The organism is Levilactobacillus lanxiensis (genome assembly GCF_016861655.1).
Classification (GTDB): Bacteria; Bacillota; Bacilli; order Lactobacillales; family Lactobacillaceae; genus Levilactobacillus; species Levilactobacillus lanxiensis.
Map to the genome: position 1 here is coordinate 254,792 of NZ_BOLN01000001.1, position 16,313 is coordinate 271,104.

The 16,313-nt window shown below is 51.8% G+C and carries 15 protein-coding genes; 3 read left to right on the plus strand and 12 right to left on the minus strand.

Translation table 11 applies throughout. From position 1 onward, the window contains the following. Positions 1-116: 116 nt before the first annotated feature. The 3 genes from JUF22_RS01035 to JUF22_RS01045 all read right to left on the minus strand — a co-directional run bounded on the left by JUF22_RS01035 (position 117) and on the right by JUF22_RS01045 (position 4,912). Complete coding sequence (locus JUF22_RS01035) at positions 117-1,538, minus strand: C69 family dipeptidase (RefSeq protein ID WP_203642511.1); 1,422 nt, start codon at positions 1,536-1,538, stop codon at positions 117-119. 434 nt (positions 1,539-1,972) lie between these two features. Further along, positions 1,973-2,140 carry a hypothetical protein gene (locus JUF22_RS01040; RefSeq protein WP_203642513.1) on the minus strand — a complete coding sequence of 56 codons (168 nt, stop codon included), beginning with the start codon at positions 2,138-2,140 and terminating at the stop codon, positions 1,973-1,975. 21 nt (positions 2,141-2,161) lie between these two features. Next, a complete protein-coding gene (locus tag JUF22_RS01045; RefSeq protein WP_203642515.1) occupies positions 2,162-4,912 on the minus strand; it encodes an HAD-IC family P-type ATPase in 2,751 nt (916 codons plus the stop codon). Between the two features lie 340 nt (positions 4,913-5,252). Between JUF22_RS01045 and JUF22_RS01050 the strand changes: the two genes are divergently transcribed. Beyond that, the gene (locus tag JUF22_RS01050; protein WP_203642517.1) at positions 5,253-6,230 is read left to right on the plus strand and encodes a zinc-binding dehydrogenase; all 978 of its coding nucleotides are present in this window, start codon (positions 5,253-5,255) and stop codon (positions 6,228-6,230) included. Positions 6,231-6,289: 59 nt separating this feature from the next. On the opposite strand, the gene JUF22_RS01055 is transcribed toward JUF22_RS01050, so the two are convergent. From JUF22_RS01055 to JUF22_RS01085, 7 genes are all read right to left on the minus strand, one after another. After that, on the minus strand, positions 6,290-7,855 hold the full coding sequence (locus JUF22_RS01055; protein ID WP_203642519.1) for a bifunctional metallophosphatase/5'-nucleotidase: 1,566 nt from the start codon (positions 7,853-7,855) through the stop codon (positions 6,290-6,292). Continuing rightward, complete coding sequence (phnE, locus tag JUF22_RS01060; protein WP_203642520.1) at positions 7,856-8,665, minus strand: phosphonate ABC transporter, permease protein PhnE; 810 nt, start codon at positions 8,663-8,665, stop codon at positions 7,856-7,858. Next, on the minus strand, positions 8,665-9,459 hold the full coding sequence (gene phnE / locus JUF22_RS01065; protein WP_203642522.1) for a phosphonate ABC transporter, permease protein PhnE: 795 nt from the start codon (positions 9,457-9,459) through the stop codon (positions 8,665-8,667). Before phnE (JUF22_RS01065) ends, phnE (JUF22_RS01060) begins: the two co-directional genes overlap by 1 nt. Continuing rightward, the gene (gene phnC / locus JUF22_RS01070; protein ID WP_203642524.1) at positions 9,456-10,220 is read right to left on the minus strand and encodes a phosphonate ABC transporter ATP-binding protein; all 765 of its coding nucleotides are present in this window, start codon (positions 10,218-10,220) and stop codon (positions 9,456-9,458) included. The genes phnE (JUF22_RS01065) and phnC overlap by 4 nt, the downstream gene beginning before the upstream one ends. A gap of 107 nt (positions 10,221-10,327) precedes the next feature. Further along, on the minus strand, positions 10,328-11,278 hold the full coding sequence (locus tag JUF22_RS01075) for a phosphate/phosphite/phosphonate ABC transporter substrate-binding protein (RefSeq protein WP_203642526.1): 951 nt from the start codon (positions 11,276-11,278) through the stop codon (positions 10,328-10,330). Between the two features lie 643 nt (positions 11,279-11,921). Further along, positions 11,922-12,587 carry a hypothetical protein gene (locus JUF22_RS01080; RefSeq protein ID WP_203642528.1) on the minus strand — a complete coding sequence of 222 codons (666 nt, stop codon included), beginning with the start codon at positions 12,585-12,587 and terminating at the stop codon, positions 11,922-11,924. A 22-nt stretch (positions 12,588-12,609) separates the two neighbouring features. After that, positions 12,610-13,101, minus strand: a complete 492-nt coding sequence (locus JUF22_RS01085; RefSeq protein ID WP_236000674.1) for a MarR family winged helix-turn-helix transcriptional regulator — start codon at positions 13,099-13,101, stop codon at positions 12,610-12,612. Between the two features lie 20 nt (positions 13,102-13,121). Here JUF22_RS01085 and JUF22_RS01090 point away from each other — a divergent pair, with 20 nt between their 5' ends. After that, complete coding sequence (locus JUF22_RS01090; RefSeq protein WP_203642530.1) at positions 13,122-13,676, plus strand: NADPH-dependent FMN reductase; 555 nt, start codon at positions 13,122-13,124, stop codon at positions 13,674-13,676. Between the two features lie 53 nt (positions 13,677-13,729). On the opposite strand, the gene JUF22_RS01095 is transcribed toward JUF22_RS01090, so the two are convergent. Then, entirely contained in the window at positions 13,730-14,749 is a 1,020-nt protein-coding gene (locus JUF22_RS01095) for an NAD-dependent epimerase/dehydratase family protein (RefSeq protein WP_203642532.1), read from the minus strand. A gap of 89 nt (positions 14,750-14,838) precedes the next feature. On the opposite strand from JUF22_RS01095, the gene JUF22_RS01100 reads away from it, so the two are divergent. Then, a complete protein-coding gene (locus JUF22_RS01100) occupies positions 14,839-15,285 on the plus strand; it encodes a MerR family transcriptional regulator (protein WP_203642534.1) in 447 nt (148 codons plus the stop codon). Positions 15,286-15,593: 308 nt separating this feature from the next. Here JUF22_RS01100 and JUF22_RS01105 read toward each other — a convergent pair whose 3' ends face one another. After that, entirely contained in the window at positions 15,594-16,289 is a 696-nt protein-coding gene (locus JUF22_RS01105; protein WP_203642535.1) for a glycerophosphodiester phosphodiesterase, read from the minus strand. Between the last annotated feature and the right edge of the window lie 24 nt (positions 16,290-16,313).

Sequence of the window (16,313 nt, forward strand, 5' to 3'; positions counted from 1 at the left end):
TGATAATTCACCCAACACCCTTTTTACGTCAAATCCATTGCTGGAGCTAACTATTACGCACGAGTAACGCCAAATTTTCCTTAGTCAGAGGATAGACTAGTGAAGCTAAACAGAAATTACAGGTTCTGACCCTTTTCCCAAGCCGTCTTGGATAATAACAAGCCGTGCTTGACCAGGTCATCGAACAATTGGTGCGTCCGTTTAGAAATTTCACCGGCCGTTTCAGCGTTACTCTGTGTCAAGAAGTCCGTCGCGTCGCCGTTGATAGCTGCATCGGTCGCTGCCACCCGGGAACGGGCGTAGGACTGGCAACCTTCACGGAAGGCATTGACGGCTTCCACATATTCGTGGAAATGTGGTTCAATGATAACAGATAACGTCTTATTTAGCCAGTAAACATTCTCAACATCGACGTCAGTAGTGGTGTTTTGGTAGTCCACCGGCGTATCTTTGATGTTGGTAAAGAATGGTACATAGGGTGCATAGGCGAAGAAGCCCATAGCAATCCATTGAATCGCCGCGTGATCGGCAGGAACATCATTTCTAATTTGTAAAATGGATGAACATTGGTTCCGATCCATGGCGATTGGCCGGTACTTCTTCTGGTCGTCAGCCGAGCCGGAAGCGTAGGTGCCAAATGGATCGTAAGGCGTGCCGTTGTAGTGGGAACTCAAGAAGAACTGGACGTCTTCAATCGCTAACTTCTTAGCGGGTACCCGGGTAAATGGCATGTCTTGGTCGGTAGGTTGTTGGTCCGTAATTTCTGGATTAAACAACTTTTGGCCGTACCAGGTCCGTGGCGTGTTGTAGTAAGCATCGTCTTCGCCGTGGGTTCCAAAGATCTCGCGGAAATTAAAGTTCCCCGGTGTCGGGTTCAAGTGATTCTTTTCCACGAAGTCGACCAGGTCCGTCGCCACCAAGAAGTTGTCGGTATCATTCAGGTCGACCTCTTGCATCAACGTCTGGTTAGGCGCGATGGCGTAGCTGTCTTCTGGCAACCGCATCGCGGCCCAGTGGTGACCACCGGCCGTTTCAAGATACCAAATTTCATCGTTATCGTTAAAGGCGATACTGTTGCTTTCGCCAGTCCCGTACTTTTCGAGCAGGGCACCCAAGCGTTGGGCCCCTTCTTTGGCACTCTTGATGTACGGCAAAACCAACGTGACCATGGCTTCTTCGTTGATACCATCGTCAACCAGTGGGTCGTAGCCCAAGACGCGGGCGTTCGTGGCCGTGGTTTCGGTGGCACTCATCCCAACGTTAAACTCGTTGATCCCAGATTCTTCGTACTGGCCATCACTCTGGTCAGCTTGTGGCGTGCCTGTGTAGCGGAAAGCGTGATCGGGTAAGGGAACGTTAACGCCAGTGGTAATTGACGTAAACGATGCGCCCGGTTGGTCCGTCGCTGGGTGGACCACAAATTTAATTGGATTAATCGGGCCGTAACCATCCTCGTTACGCGCCACAATGGTAGAACCGTCAATACTGGCGGCCTTACCCACTAAAATCTCGGTACAATCGGAACTCTTCTTCAACATTTTGTTGTTCCGCCCCCTTTCTTACCAGTATAGGATTAAGTTTTGATTAGAGCCAGAGGTTTCCCAAAATATTCCTAGATTGTGTGCTTGGGGCTAAATGCATTGCCCCCGCCTCCGGGATGGTGCAAACTGTAGGCGGACGGCGGAAGCCAAAGGGCGGTCTTCCGCCTTACTTTGAGCCGCTAAGAATCGCGTCTCAAAGATACCAATTGCCTAAGCGGCCCAGCCCACCACTAAGGCAATTCCTACGGCTGAGCCTATTTTCACCATCCCTGCGGCTACACTTGTTTAGCCCCAGACACACATTCGGTTCTCTGCCCTTAGTCACGAATTGTTATATTCCAATCAATATTTCAGTAATAACGAAATTGCCATTGTCGCCTCCACCTCAACAGAAAAAGGAGCCCAGCCACAACGACTGAGCTCCCTCCATATTAACGTTTAATGGTAATCATTCGGTACAGACCGATGACGACAATCAGCAGCCACACGACCGTGAATCCCGTCACTAGCCAGTCTGGTAGGCTGTGACGGCTGAGGTCAACGACCCCCGCCGCCAGTACCATGATGCCGATGGGCACCCATCTAATTTTTCGTTTCATTTGATCACCTATTTTTACGGATTAGAAATTCCGTTGTTCGCGGGTGACCGTGTTGGCGTCAAGGCGATGGCGAATGGCCTTGGCAATTTCCGTGACCACCAGGACGACGACCCCGGCCATGATTGGAATCCCCCAACCGTAGAAGAAGTTGACGGACGTGGTGTGGAAGACGCCCTGCATTGCTGGCCAGTAAATAATCATGGCTTGCAGCAACAGCAGGATGCCAACAATCACGAAACTCATCTTATTTCTGAAGAAGTACTTCGACAGAACGGGATGGTCATTTTGCAGGTTGAACAGGTAGAAAATCTTCCCGAAAATAATCACGTTCAGCGTCATGGTACTGCCGATTACGGCGGAGAGACCTTGGCCCGTTAAGAGGTCGTAGGCAAACATCCCCAGCCCCGAAATCAGTAACGACACGTAGGTGACCTCGAAGACGTCCAGCTTGGAAAGAATCCCTCGCGTCACGTCACGTGGCCCCCGTTTCATAATGCCGCTCTCGGCCGGTTCGAAGATGAAGGCAAACTGAATCGTCAGGGCTGACACCATGTTGATCCACAACAGTTGCGTTGGGAATAGCGGTAACTCCTGGTCCATCAGGATACTCAGGACCACGATCAGTCCTTCGGCGAAACTGGTTGGGAGCAGGAAACGAATCGTCTTGCGAATGTTATCGAAGACGTGCCGCCCTTCCCGAACCGCGCCCAGAATCGAGGTGAAGTCGTCATCGGCCAGCACCATGTCGGCGGAGTCCTTGGCAACGTCGGTTCCCCGAATCCCCATGGCGACCCCGATGTCAGCCTGCTTCAAGGCAGGCGCATCGTTGACCCCGTCACCGGTCATGGAGACCACGTGACCACGAGATTGTTGGGCCTTCACGATTCGCAACTTATCAGCTGGCGTCGTCCGGGCAAACACGGTGTATTTATCAATTTGCGAAGCCAATTCGGCATCGCTCATCTGGGCCAGTTCTGGCCCGGTAATGGCGCGTGCCTGTTCGGACAGGTTTAACTGTTCGGCAATGGCAGCGGCCGTTTCTGGGTCATCCCCGGTGATCATCTTAACTTTGATGCCGGCGTAACGTAATTGCCGCACGGCGTCGGCAACCCCAGGACGTGGGGGATCAATGATGCCGGCCATTCCGGCCAAATGGAAGTTCTGCCCAACTGGCAGGTCATCGACCTCGTCGGCATCGGCGGCAACCGGTTGATACCCTAAGGCCACCACTCGTTTACCCTGTTGCGTTAACTGGGATAAACGTTTTTGCCAAGCATTTTCATCGACAGTCCCACCCTGTTCCTGCATTAACCGGATCAACGTTTGTGGGGCCCCCTTGACCAACAGGTAACGTTGGCCGCGGTGGTCGACCAGCCGCGCGGAGTACCGGATGGCGGAGTCGAATGGCAAGGAATCAATTTCAGCTGGGTCTGGGTCGGCGCCGACCATCTTGTGGTAGAGCGCGGTTAAGGCCCCATCGGTTGGTTCCCCGGTCAGCACCCATTGGCCGTCTTCCTCATGAAATTCGGCGTCGGAGGTCTGCCCGGCAATTTGAACCAACCACTCTAGGTCAGTATCGGCTTGCCAGTCGACGTCTTGACCCTCGTCGTTTTGAATCTGACCAGTGGCATCGTAGCCCACCCCGGAGACGGTATAGGTATCCTGCGGCGTTAAAATATCGGTCACGGTCATTTCGTTTTTGGTCAACGTCCCGGTCTTATCGGTGTTAACGATGTCGACGGCCCCCAACGTTTCCACGGCGGGCAACGTCTTCACGATGACGTTTTGCTTGGTCATGGCCTGGGTCCCCATGGCAAGAACCACCGACGTACTGGCCGGTAAGCCTTCAGGCATGGACCCCACGACCATCGTAATCACGGCAATTAATAACGTTGGCAAACTGTAGACGTGGGTAATCATCCCCAGGACGAACAGCAGGACAGCCGCAATTAAAATGGCGATGGATAAGCCTAAACCTAAACTGTTTAAGTTTTTCATCAATGGCGTAGTCTGTTGCTTAACTTCGGCAACATTTTGTTGGATATGACCAATTTCGGTTTGTGCCCCGGTCACGGTCACGATTCCTCGCCCAGAACCGTTGGTCACGGCGGTTGAGGCAAAGGCTTGGTTGCTTCGTTCGGCTAACGCAAGTTCCGCCACGTCTAAGGGGTCTTCCCCCTTTTCCACGGAGTCCGTTTCACCGGTCAAGGCCGACTCTTGGATTTTTAAGTTATCCGCGTCGATCAACCGCAAGTCAGCGGGGACAGTATCCCCGGCTTCCAGTTGAACGATGTCTCCCGTCACCAGCTCGCGCGCCGGCAACGTAATTTTCTGACCGTCACGAATCACGACAGCCTCGGAGACCAGTAGGGCCTTGATACGGTCCAAAGCATTATCCGCTGAGCGTTCCTGGAAATAACCAATAAAGGCGTTCGCAACGATCACTAGCCCGATAACAATGGAATCGGAGTAATGGTGCATAAAGAACGTCATCAGGGCAGCCGCCGCTAAAATGTAGATGATGGAGTTGTTAAATTGCTTCAAGAAGCGTAATAAGTTGGATTGCTTCTTGGCAGTTAACTCGTTGGGGCCATTTTGCTTGAGCCGCTTTTCGGCTTCGGCAGTGGTCAGTCCCTCATCTTCATTGGTGGCAAAGTCGACGAGTAAGGACTCAGTCGAGCGTTGCCATAGAGGCGACTGCTGGCTGGGTCCAGGGTCAGTGGTTTCTGCTTCAGTTGGTGTGGTGACTGTTTCTTTAGGGTCTTTCGACATGTAAATGGGTCTTCCTTTCTATTCTTGAAAATTCAGTTTAGCGGTCGGGAATCGGGAATGCAGCGTACGGTTGGTGCAAGGCGTCCACCTCCAAATCTCATTTTTAGTTAATTAATTTTACCAAGTTTTCATGAAAAATGCATCCCATTAGAGTCGATTGCAACATACTTTTAATAATAGGCTGAATTGATAACGGTCACAATCAAACAAGTGGCTTTTCTCAGGCACAAAAATCAGCTACCCTAATCGGTGTAGTATACTGACTACTGAGACCTACTGAAATTGTTGTTAGCAACAATTAGCGTCTGAAATTTGCAAACATTTAAAAAGGATGACCACTATGAAAGCTTGGACTATTACGGGGCCCGCACCCCATACATTAGACGATTTAAAATTCACGGAAGTTCCCGAACCAACGCCGCAAGACGATGAGGTCAAGGTTTACGTGCGTGCCGTGGGCCTCAACCCGGCCGACTACAAGGTCATCGAGGGGAGTTCCACCACTGATTCTCGCGTGGTTGGCATGGATTGTGCCGGCGAAATCGTCACGGTCGGTGGCAACGTCACGGACTGGTCCGTGGGTGACCGTGTGATGTATCACGGGGATTTATGCCGATCTGGCAGTTTGGCCGAGTTTACCGTGACAACGCCTTTGAGTCTGGCGCCGATTCCCAGCAACGTCAGCTTTGAACAGGCAGCGGCCAGTCTTTGTGGCACCCTGACCGCCTACCAGGCCCTCTACCGTAAGGCCAACCTCTCCGAATTACCGACCGTCTTAGTCCATGCCGGTGGCGGCGCCGTGGGCTTAGCTGCCCTGCAGTTCGCCCATGACTTACACTTAAAAACAATTGCCACCACCTCTGCGAGAAAACGGTCCTTAGTCGAGCGCGTTGGCGCGGATGTCATCATCGACTACCACGAAACGGATGTGACCACGGCTGTTCTGCAGGCAACGAATGGCCTCGGGGTGGGCCTGAGTCTCAACACTATTGGTGGCGACGAGCTCGCAGCCGATGTCGACCGCATGGCCTACAATGGCCAAATCATTGCCATCGGCGACGGGATTCCGGCACACTTGAATTTAGACGACAAGGCATTAGGCCTCACGCGGTCCGCGCTTGGTGGCGTCTACCGCTCAAATAATCCTCAGGAGATTGCCGACCTCGGCTTCATGGCGGGCGTCGTTGGTCAGAAATTGGCGACCGGCGAATTTGACCCTGTTATTGACCGTGTCTTGGCCTTTGACGATGCGGCCGAGGGCTTGAAATTACTCCAGCGCGGCGATAACCTGGGTAAGCTCGTCGTCCGCATCGCCTAATTTACGACAATTAAAAAGAGCTCACACCGGCTGCTGGTGTGAGCTCTTTTCGTAAGGTGTTATTCAGCGGTAAGGTTAATCGTAAAGTTCGTCTGGGGTCGACCAATAACGACTGGCTGTGCCACAAAGTACTGACGGATCAGCTCCGCCATGTCGACATTGACCTCGCGACAGACCTTGTCCGGCGAAAACATCGGGTAATCCCCGCCACCATTGCCGCGGTACTGATTCATCGCAATGGCTAATGTCTGCGTCGCTTCGACTGGTTGCCCGTGGTACATCAGCTGCGTCACGCGCCGACCGACTGGCTGAGTCAAATCAAAGTGATACTCAATGCCGCTGTAAATATCGTAATTGTATAGTGCCAGTTTAGGGGTCGTAAACGCTGGTGATACGCCAACTTGACCATCATCTGTGACCGTAAAGAAACTGGCACACCGCTCCAACGCGGCTCGCAATTCGGCCCCCGTCACTCGTTCAACAACCAGTGTATTGGCATACGGATAGCTATTGAGGAGTTGACGCAACGAAACCTGTTCCCCCAGGCCCCGGACCTCATCGTTAAACAACGCGGTCGCCGCAATGTCTGTCTGACCAGCGGCCATCTCGACCGTATTGATAAACCGGAGATACGGATGACCACACAATCGTGCCGCCATTGGATCCGTGACTGCCAGCGATTCGCCGGTGAGTTGGCCGACCGGTTGATCTAACCAGGTTTCAACTTGCTCTTGAATAGGTGCCACTAACGCGGCTAGGGCGCTATCCGGTTGGGCTGTCGCCGTCGTCAGTAGGGTTGCCGACCGGTCGACTACCTTCTTTTCCTGATTCAGTGTTAGCGTAATTTCGCCTACCGCGCCGCCTTTTTCACCGGGCTGTGTCGTCGGAATGCCCTGGTAAACGCCTGCCAGTTGTCGGTGCTGGTGACCCGTCACTAACGCATCAATCCCCGGCACGTCTGCTAATAGCTGAGATCCTTCGTTCTCCCCGGTCAGTCGTTCCGTTGGCTGACCGGTCTCCAGGTCCGCCTCAAATCCCCCGTGGTAGGCCACGATGACAACATCAGCTAGTGCCCGTAGTTGCGGGACAAAACGCTTGGCTGTCGTCAATGCGGAGGTGAAACTCAATCCGGTCAGATGGTCTGCCCGCTCCCAAACGGGGACGTACGCGGTCGTCAATCCCAGGATGGCAATCTTAATACCCTGTTCTTCAACAATCGTGTACGGGGCATCTAAAATCCCTTGCGCAACGCCACCTTGAATATTGGCGCCCAGCAACGGATAGTTCCGCCGACGTTCACAGTTCCTTAGGTAATCTAAGCCATAATTGAATTCATGATTGCCAAGAACCCCGGCATCATAGTGAATTGACCGCGTCAATTGGGTAAATAACGCTTGCTGGTCAGCCGGCTGTTGGGCCAAATAGCTGGCAAATGCGGACCCTTGAATCCAATCCCCATTCTCAATGGTAATCACAATTTCATCTGACGTCGCCCGTTGCTGGACCTCTTGAATGACAGTCGCCGCCTTCAACCAACCATAGTCCTGGTGGTCATCCCGCCGGCTATAGTTCGTTGGCAACACATAACCGTGAACGTCACTCGTTGATAATATTTTGACTTTCATTTAAATCAGCCGCTTTCGTAACTGTTCGGACAGCGAGTCAATCAAGAGCACCATGATGACGATGCCCAACAAGATAATACCGACCTTAGGCCAGTTCCGCGTTTGAATGGCAAAAATCATGGGCGTCCCGATTCCTCCAGCGCCCACCATCCCCAAGATGGAGGCGGATCGAACAGCGATTTCAAAACGATACAACGTATAGGAAAAAAATTCTGGCATAATGGTTGGCAGCGTTGCTAGGCCAAATACCTGTCCGGAACGACCGCCTGCACTCACGATGGCCTCCTCTGGTCCCCGATTCATGTTCTCAATCGCTTCGCTAAAGAGCTTGCCCAGCATCCCAATCGAATGGATACTAACGGCCAAGACCCCCGCGTATGAGCCTGGCCCCACGGCCTTGATAAACATGATGGCCAACACAATTTCGGGAAAGGTCCGAATCAACGTCAAGACGACTTTCCCACTACCAGAACGCACGAAGAACCGTTCATGGTCACCACGAGCCGCCCAGAAAGCAAAGGGTACACTGATAACTGCCGACACAATCGTCCCCAGAAAGGCGATGGCTAACGTCTGCAGGATCAAAGAAACCAGGTCCTCACCGCTCCCATCGTACACGTACGACCACTGCGGATGGACTAAACCGGCCATAATGGACCGTGAGACGACGCCGGCTGATTCCTGGAGACCGGTAAACTTCAATCCACTAATCGTCCAATCATATAGAGCGCCAATCACGACGACCCACAGAAGCCAGCGCCACCGTTGCCAGATGCTCCGTGACGGTTTTTCAATCAACGTGGTTATCATTAGAGCAAGACCCTCCTTAGGTGATTACTGATGCCGTCAATGACTAACACCACTGCCAGAGTAGCCAGAATAATGACGGCCGTTTGGCTATAATTAAACTCGTTGAGTGAACGCTGGAGAAAGACCCCAATCCCACCAGCACCCAAGTACCCCAAGACGGTCGACGCCCGCACGTTGATTTCTAACGTATAGAGAAAATAGCTCACAAACTGATTGAGAATTTGCGGTAACACCGCATACCAAATGATGGTGACCTTGCTGGCACCCACGGAGGTCAAGGCCTCAAGGGACCCCATATCAATCGTTTCAATCACTTCATAGAAAAGCTTGGAAACCATCCCAAACGAGAAGATAGCTAAGGTCACGACCCCCGCCGTTGAGCCAATTCCAAAAACCGCCACAAAAATAGCCGCCAATAAAAGATCGGGTAACGTCCGAACCAAATCCAAAAATAACCGGGTCAGTCCTCGTAAGAACCGATTGTGAATCAAGTTACTGGCGCTTAAGATGGCGAATGGCACGGCCAATGCCGCCCCAATCGTGGTTCCCAGAATGGCCATTTGAATAGTTTCCAACAGCGGCTGAACAATCACATTAGTATACTCCCAGGCCGGATGTGACATCCGCACTAACAGATTCAGAAACTGTCCGAAATTACTGAAGAACATCCCCACGTCGACCCCAGTCATCCGCGAAGACGCCACCAACAAAACCAATAGCAAACCCGTCACAGCGATGCCCTTAACATGCCAACGCTGAATCCACGAACGCCGTGGAACTTCTGGAATACTCATGCCTGGACCGCCTCCGTCACATAAATATCATTCAGGTCCGCCTCAGTGACCTCGCTGATTGGCCGGTCATAAACCAGCTGACCGGCTTGCAACCCGATAATGCGGTCCGCATATTGCCGCGCCAACGGAACCGAATGCAAATTGACAATGACGGTGATATTGTCCTCCCGGTTCAATCGTTGGAGAGTGTCCATCACGGCCTTGGTCGTTAAGGGATCAAGTGACGCCACCGGCTCATCCGCCAAAATAATCTTCGGCTCCTGCATCAACGTGCGGGCAATGGCGACGCGCTGCTGTTGCCCACCGGACAGTTCATCTGCCCGCGTGTAAAGTTTATCGGCTAAATTTACCCGTTGTAAGGACCGGACAGCCATTTCGCGGTCTGCCTGAGTAAACAACCCACAGAGCGTCTTCCAGGTCGGGTAATAGCTTACGCGGCCGGATAGGACATTGCGTTCGACACTCGAACGATTAACCAGATTAAACCCTTGGAAGATCATCCCAATTTTACGTCGTAACAGGCGCAAAGCTTGACCCTTATACGTTTGAATGGGTTCCCCGTCAATCTTAATTTCTCCAGAAGTAATCTCATGCATCCGGTTAATCGTTCGTAATAAGGTACTCTTCCCCGCACCAGATAGCCCGACGACCACCAAAAACTGGCCTTGTGGAATCTCAAAATTAATATCCTTCAAGCCAACAGTCCCATTGCTGTAAATCTTATTCACATGTTTAAAAGAAATAATTGGTGCTTCTTCCATTTATTCGTTCCCCCGTAAAAAAGTAGCAAGGTGCCAGAAACGCGCTACCCCACTACTTTTTACCATCCTTGACGACTAGACGTTTAGATTCAGCTGCTGGAAGCCGCCTATTTATCTAAGCCCTTAGCCTTTTTATCGTATTGCCGAATAATATCAAAGTTACTGTCCTTAGAATCGGCGTAGCCTTGGTGTGAGTACACGCTGAAAATAATGTCATGGCCTTGCTTGGTCTTGGCAATTTCCTTAAAGGCAGTCGCAATCTTCTTTTGCCACTTCTCGCTCATGTCGCCACGCGCCGTGATCGTATCGTTTGGAATCTTACCCGTGGTGTAGATTGGGACAACCTTACTCATGATGTCCTTCTCATCCTTCATCACAATGTTGCGGGCACCTTGGAAGACAAAGGCGGCATCGGTGTTTTTGTTGTAAACAGACAGTACCCCTTGGTCATGACCCTTAACGGTGACGGTCTGAATGCCATCCTTGTTGATGTTGACCCCGTGGTCCAGCATTTCAACGGCAGGATAGATCCAGCCGGCAGTTGACGTCGTATCTTGAACGGCAATCTTCTTGCCCTTCAAATCCTTGATGGACTTGATGCCACTATCCTTACGAACCAAGATTTGTGACCGGTAGAAGTTCACCAGTTCCTTAGTGGCCTTGTCATTAGGCTCACTGACGCCGTAACGTTGTGCTTGCAGTAGAACCTTATCGCCATATTGCTTGTGCGCTAAGACGTAAGCATCAGGCGGCAAGAAACCAATATCAACCTTCTTAGAACCCATGGCTTCAACGATCGTGTTGTAGTCGGTTGAAACGCTCACCGTGACAGGAATCCCCAGTTGCTTCTTTAATAACCCTTCCAGTGGCTTGGCCTTAGCTTCGATGGTCCCCGCATTAGATGACGGCACAAATTCAACCGTTAACTTCTTTGGCGCGTAAGCTTCTGACTTGGAACCTGCGCTACTGGATGCCTTCCCACAAGCGGCTAATGTCGCTGGCAAAATCAATAGCGTTGCCATAATTAAGAGCAATTTCCCCTTACTCTTCAAATGCATCGCATTCACTCCTCAAATATGTATTGTTTTTCTTTAGCAAGTTCCAGTGTAGCATAAAACACGAACGAATCAATGATTATGTTATTTATAGTTCGTTATTAGTTATTTTATATTCAGCTATTTCCGATTAATAGTCGGAATATTCTGCAACCAATGAACATTAAGTCGCCTTTCCCCGAACTCATTTCGACATTTCGTCAAAAAAGACCGGATTTAGAAACAATCCACTCGCAAAATAAATTTGAAAACTTTTTGATGGCCGCTTTTTCTGAATATGTATTCACACCTTTTTCCAGCAATCGAGACTAACGGCGTCGATCCAGTCTTTTCGTTCATAATATAACCTATCACAAAATAGTGCCACTGAAATTGTAATATTACAAATCGTCAAATTCGCCCGCAAGCCTTGATTTCTCTGTTATAGTAAATATGTCGTAAACAATTGCTTAACAAACTAACGACAAACTAAAGCTTTTTTGGTAACAGCGATTAAGGTACCCGGAAAATGCCTTAACTCTGTCTGTCCCCAATTGAATAATTAACCTTATTGAATCAGACTAAATCCCAGTTCGATTCAATGAGGTTAATTTTTTTGCATTAAAAAGGACGATCCTGACTGGATCGCCCTTTTTCGTTTACTTGCTTACATAACCCACCAGCGGTCCTCCACTGGCCAATGCACAAATCCTAGCTGATAAACCTTGATTGCCAAACTGTTTTGATCAGACACAGGGTAGCCCATCATCCCCAACAGGCCCGGTTCCGCTACTGCCGGATGTTCGGGTGCATAATCCAGGTAGTGATCAGCGCGCAACGAACTGTGGTCAGCACTGTACGTCCCGACGATCGCCGGATACGGCGAGTGGTACCCCGCCACGAATAGCCGCGCACTGGCCTGCGGTGACAAAAGGCACAGACACGTTAGGACAAGCACGATACCGCCGACCCATTTCGTCGACCGCCCGAAGGCCAATTTCAGCTTAGCGGTTGCCAACACCCAGCCCGTCAACAGCGTGAGTCCAGGGAGAACGACCGCCGCGTAGCCACTCACCCATTGACTGGAAAGAACCGTCAGGGGTAATAGGGTTGCCGTGATCAGTCTGTACCCGCCCGAGAAAAAGGCGAATGATCCCAGAATCAGGACCCAGGGGGCTAAAAGCAACAAGACCTCGCCAGCCAAAATCACGATTGCCCAGCCTGACTCACAATTGTTTCCGTTAACGGCGACCCAGCCCACGGTTCGTAGCCACCACAGACCGTAAAATCCAAGCATGATGGTGCCCCGTTGCCACAATATTTTTTGTCTCATGATCGACTCATCTCATCTACATTTATTCGCGATACTCGCCGGGACCCGTCAAAGTCGTTGCCAGTTGCTGCAAGACCTGCAGTAGCGCAACCTTGTCGGCGTTTGAATAGTCCTGTAGTTTATCGCGTAAAGCGGCTTCTCTGGCAATTTTGATTTGTAACAGCGCCCGTTGACCTTGGGGGCTCAGCGTGACTTGCCGAATCCGCTGGTCACGCCGCTCGACCTCCACGAGCCATCCCGCTGTGACTAGCTTATCGACCTGGCGACTGATGGACGAGTGATTCCGTCCAATCTGGTTGGCCAGCTCGCCAATGCTGATTCCCGGTTGACGACCGACCCGCACAATAATCGGCAGGGCGGCCGGTTCCAGCGAGATGTTGGCCTGTTTTAGCAGGCGCCGGTCTTGCTGGGGCTGATTGAAAAACGTCACGATTTCAAAGAGTGCTTCAAAAATTTCATTATCCATGTTGCCATTATACCAGAACCATGCTAAGATGTGTGCATATTGCACCATTAACTTTAAGGAGGCCCATTATGACGAAAAAAATTGGCTTAATCATTGGCTCCACCCGTCCCAGTCGGATCAGTCCCAGCATCGCGACTTGGCTCCAACAAAACGTGGCCCACGACGGCCTAACCATTGACCTCATTGACCTGGCAACCATCAATCTGCCCTTCCTGGATGAGGCCGCCATGCCTTCCGACAACCAGTACGAACTGGCGCACACCAAGCAATGGAGCGCGTTGATTCAAGGTTATGATGCCTTTATTCTGCTGTTCCCGCAATACAATTGGGGTTATCCGGCACCCCTGAAAAACGCCCTCGATACCCTCTACTGGGAATGGCGTGGCAAGCCAGTCAGCCTGGTTTCTTACGGCGGTCACGGTGGCTTTCAAGCGGCCCTAGGTATGCAACTGGTGGTCCGGGGATTGAAGATGCCCATCATGACCAACAACCTCCGCATCGATTTGAAAAAGGACGCCTTGGACGAAAACGGTCAGTTCAAAAATACGGACGACGCCTTAGCCCCCTACGCCTTCTCTGCCCAACAGTTAGGCGCAGAATTTGCGCACATCCTTGCCGACTAATCTAATAATCATACGAAAGCAGCGAACTCGAGAAATTCCGGGTCCGCTGTTTTTTAGACTTTTCCAATTCGGTGCAAGCTGTCGACTGCTGCTAGAACGGCCGTCTGATTGTCACTCACGGGCGTCCACCCCAATAGGTCACGCGCTCGTTGATTGCTGACCCGATGGCCCAATTTCAGGGTCAGCGCTGCCTCACGCACGGGCTGACTGACCGGTGCTAGTGCCTTTACTAGGCCGTTTGGCAGTAAATGTTTGGGCAACTTGGCCGCTAACTCGGGCCGCTCCCGGCGAATCAATGTGACCATCCCCTGCATTGAAATGGCCCCGTCCTCGACTGCCAACACGCGGTAATTGGCTGCCGCCGGTGTGGTCAGTGCCCGCACATGAATGTCTGCCACGTCGCGGACGTCCACCACGTTAACTGTTAAATTTGGCGTTGGTTGTCCCGTCAGCAGGCGCTCAACCAGGCCAAAACTGCTGGTCACATGCTGGCCTAACGCTGGTCCCAACATGGCGCCGGCATTGACCGTCACTAGTTCGAGCGCCGGATGAGCAGCGACAAAGTCCCAAGCCGTGTGCTCGGCAATCAGTTTCGATTTTTCGTAGGCAGACAGCCCGTGCTGGTTCTCAGCGGTCCAATCGGTCTCGGTAATCACGTGTTGCGGATCGAAACTGCTAAAGCCCACGGCCCCCAAGTTCGCCGTCATCACGACCCGTTGAACCCCCGCCGTCAATGCTGCCTGTAAAATACGCTGTGTTCCCACCGTTGCGGCCGTTGTCACAGTCTCGGTAACCCGTTTATCGTTCACAAAAACCGGGGCGGCGACACTCATCACGGCATCGATACCTTGCATGGCCTCGTCCCAGCCTGCATCCTGTGTCAAGTCAGCCACAACAAATTCCAAGCGTTCCACGTGTTCGGTGCCGGCCGCAAGCAACGTCTGCTGGACACCGGCGGCCTTCGTCAACGACCGGAGTGTGGCGCGCACCTGATAACCGGCCGCCAATAATTTTTGAATGATGTGTAAGGCCAGGAAGCCGTTGCCCCCGGTCACTAAAATTTGTTTGCGCATACTTTTCTCCTCGCTTGTCAGTTCTACATGATTTACAATGAGTCTAAACCCTAGACCATACTCTAGGGCAACTGATTGGAGGAAAAAAGTTGACCTACACCATCAAAGAAGTGGCCGAAAAAACTGGGCTCTCCATTTACACCCTCAGATTCTACGACAAACAGGGGCTCCTCCCCTTCGTGAGCCGCAATTCGTCTGGCTACCGCGCATTCACCACGGGCGACCTTCAGTTACTCAAAACCATTTGTTGTTTGAAAAATACGGATATGAAAATTAGTGACATTCGTCAATACATCACCTACGTCATGCAGGGACCCAGCTCCATTCCTGAACGCCGGACACTTTTGCAGGCACACCAACAAGCAATTCTAGCCAAGCAAGCCGCCATTGAAAAGAACCTCCAGGAAATTGAATTCAAGCTCAATATCTACACCTCCCCAGAGGCAGAAACGCTGGTCAATCAAGAACTAGCCGTCGCCCAAGCAGAAAAGATCGCCAATGATCTCTCAAATCCATTCCAAGTAAAAAACGCGTAGGAACGCCCTACGCGTTTTCGTTTGGCATGAATTTTAGTTGCTTACCTCACACTTGGTCGTCAAACCACAACCACCCCGCCACCAGCACCGGTGAACTAACGCCACATCAGCGGAGCCGGAGGAGGACAGACATGGCCCCACTGTGTCGGTGGTGTTAGACCGAGCATTCTCGGCCTTACACCACAGGACGAGCTTGGAGACTCGTGTACTTCGAGGCTCAAAGTCGAGCTGGAAGACCGCCCCACAGGCTTCCAGCGGTCCCCACAGTGGGGCCGTGTCTGTCAGCCGCAGGTGAAGCGAAAGAAACGTCAGTCCACCGTAAGCTCATCGCGAAGGGCGGTCATGGTGACGAAGTCGTCGGTGAAGATGCCCGCCACGCCCTTCCGAAACAGTGCCGCAGCCTCCTTTGGATCATCCACGGTCCAAATCCGTTCATCCCCGGGCACGTCGTCTTGGTAATGGCTCAAGTGTAACCCGGCCAAATGCTCGTTCGCCACGAAGGCCCCGGCATTCACGACCGGCTTGCCCGTCAACCAACAGTAAGCTTCGTTGGGGGCCAATTTCTGACAAGCCTTCAACGTGGGCAAATGAAACGAGGAATAAATCACGGGGTGCTTTAACGGCGTCGCATGGACCATCCCCATCACGATTTTTTCAATGTTGGGGTACTGAATCTTGTCGGTCTTAAACTCCAGGTTCAACTGAACATCGTGGGTCCCGACCAGCGTTAAAAATTCCGCCAACGTGGGAATCGGTTCATTTTCAGCTAAATGGAACTGGCGGAGCTCCGCTAACGTGTAGTCGTGGATGTACCCGGTCCCATCGCTGGTCCGGTCGAGGCGTTCGTCGTGCATGATCACGGGTACTTGATCCTTGGTCAGATGCACATCGAATTCCAATCCCTCAATACCATGGTCCAGTCCGTAGGCGAATCCCGCCAAACTGTTTTCTGGAAACTTGGCCGGGTAGCCCCGGTGCCCAAATACTAACGTTTTAACTGTCATTTTACCGCTCCCTATTGCCGTTTT

Excerpts from the sequence above, each read along its gene's own strand:
- JUF22_RS01035 (WP_203642511.1), bottom strand. The coding sequence starts at position 1,538 with ATGTTGAAGAAGAGTTCCGATTGTACCGAGATTTTAGTGGGTAAGGCC.
- JUF22_RS01105 (WP_203642535.1), bottom strand. The coding sequence starts at position 16,289 with ATGACAGTTAAAACGTTAGTATTTGGGCACCGGGGCTACCCGGCCAAG.
- JUF22_RS01055 (WP_203642519.1), bottom strand. The coding sequence starts at position 7,855 with ATGAAAGTCAAAATATTATCAACGAGTGACGTTCACGGTTATGTGTTG.
- JUF22_RS01075 (WP_203642526.1), bottom strand. The coding sequence starts at position 11,278 with ATGCATTTGAAGAGTAAGGGGAAATTGCTCTTAATTATGGCAACGCTA.
- JUF22_RS01080 (WP_203642528.1), bottom strand. The coding sequence starts at position 12,587 with ATGAGACAAAAAATATTGTGGCAACGGGGCACCATCATGCTTGGATTT.
- JUF22_RS01045 (WP_203642515.1), bottom strand. The coding sequence starts at position 4,912 with ATGTCGAAAGACCCTAAAGAAACAGTCACCACACCAACTGAAGCAGAA.
- phnC (WP_203642524.1), bottom strand. The coding sequence starts at position 10,220 with ATGGAAGAAGCACCAATTATTTCTTTTAAACATGTGAATAAGATTTAC.
- phnE (WP_203642520.1), bottom strand. The coding sequence starts at position 8,665 with ATGATAACCACGTTGATTGAAAAACCGTCACGGAGCATCTGGCAACGG.
- JUF22_RS01050 (WP_203642517.1), top strand. The coding sequence starts at position 5,253 with ATGAAAGCTTGGACTATTACGGGGCCCGCACCCCATACATTAGACGAT.
- JUF22_RS01085 (WP_236000674.1), bottom strand. The coding sequence starts at position 13,101 with ATGGTGCAATATGCACACATCTTAGCATGGTTCTGGTATAATGGCAAC.
- JUF22_RS01095 (WP_203642532.1), bottom strand. The coding sequence starts at position 14,749 with ATGCGCAAACAAATTTTAGTGACCGGGGGCAACGGCTTCCTGGCCTTA.
- JUF22_RS01040 (WP_203642513.1), bottom strand. The coding sequence starts at position 2,140 with ATGAAACGAAAAATTAGATGGGTGCCCATCGGCATCATGGTACTGGCG.
- phnE (WP_203642522.1), bottom strand. The coding sequence starts at position 9,459 with ATGAGTATTCCAGAAGTTCCACGGCGTTCGTGGATTCAGCGTTGGCAT.
- JUF22_RS01090 (WP_203642530.1), top strand. The coding sequence starts at position 13,122 with ATGACGAAAAAAATTGGCTTAATCATTGGCTCCACCCGTCCCAGTCGG.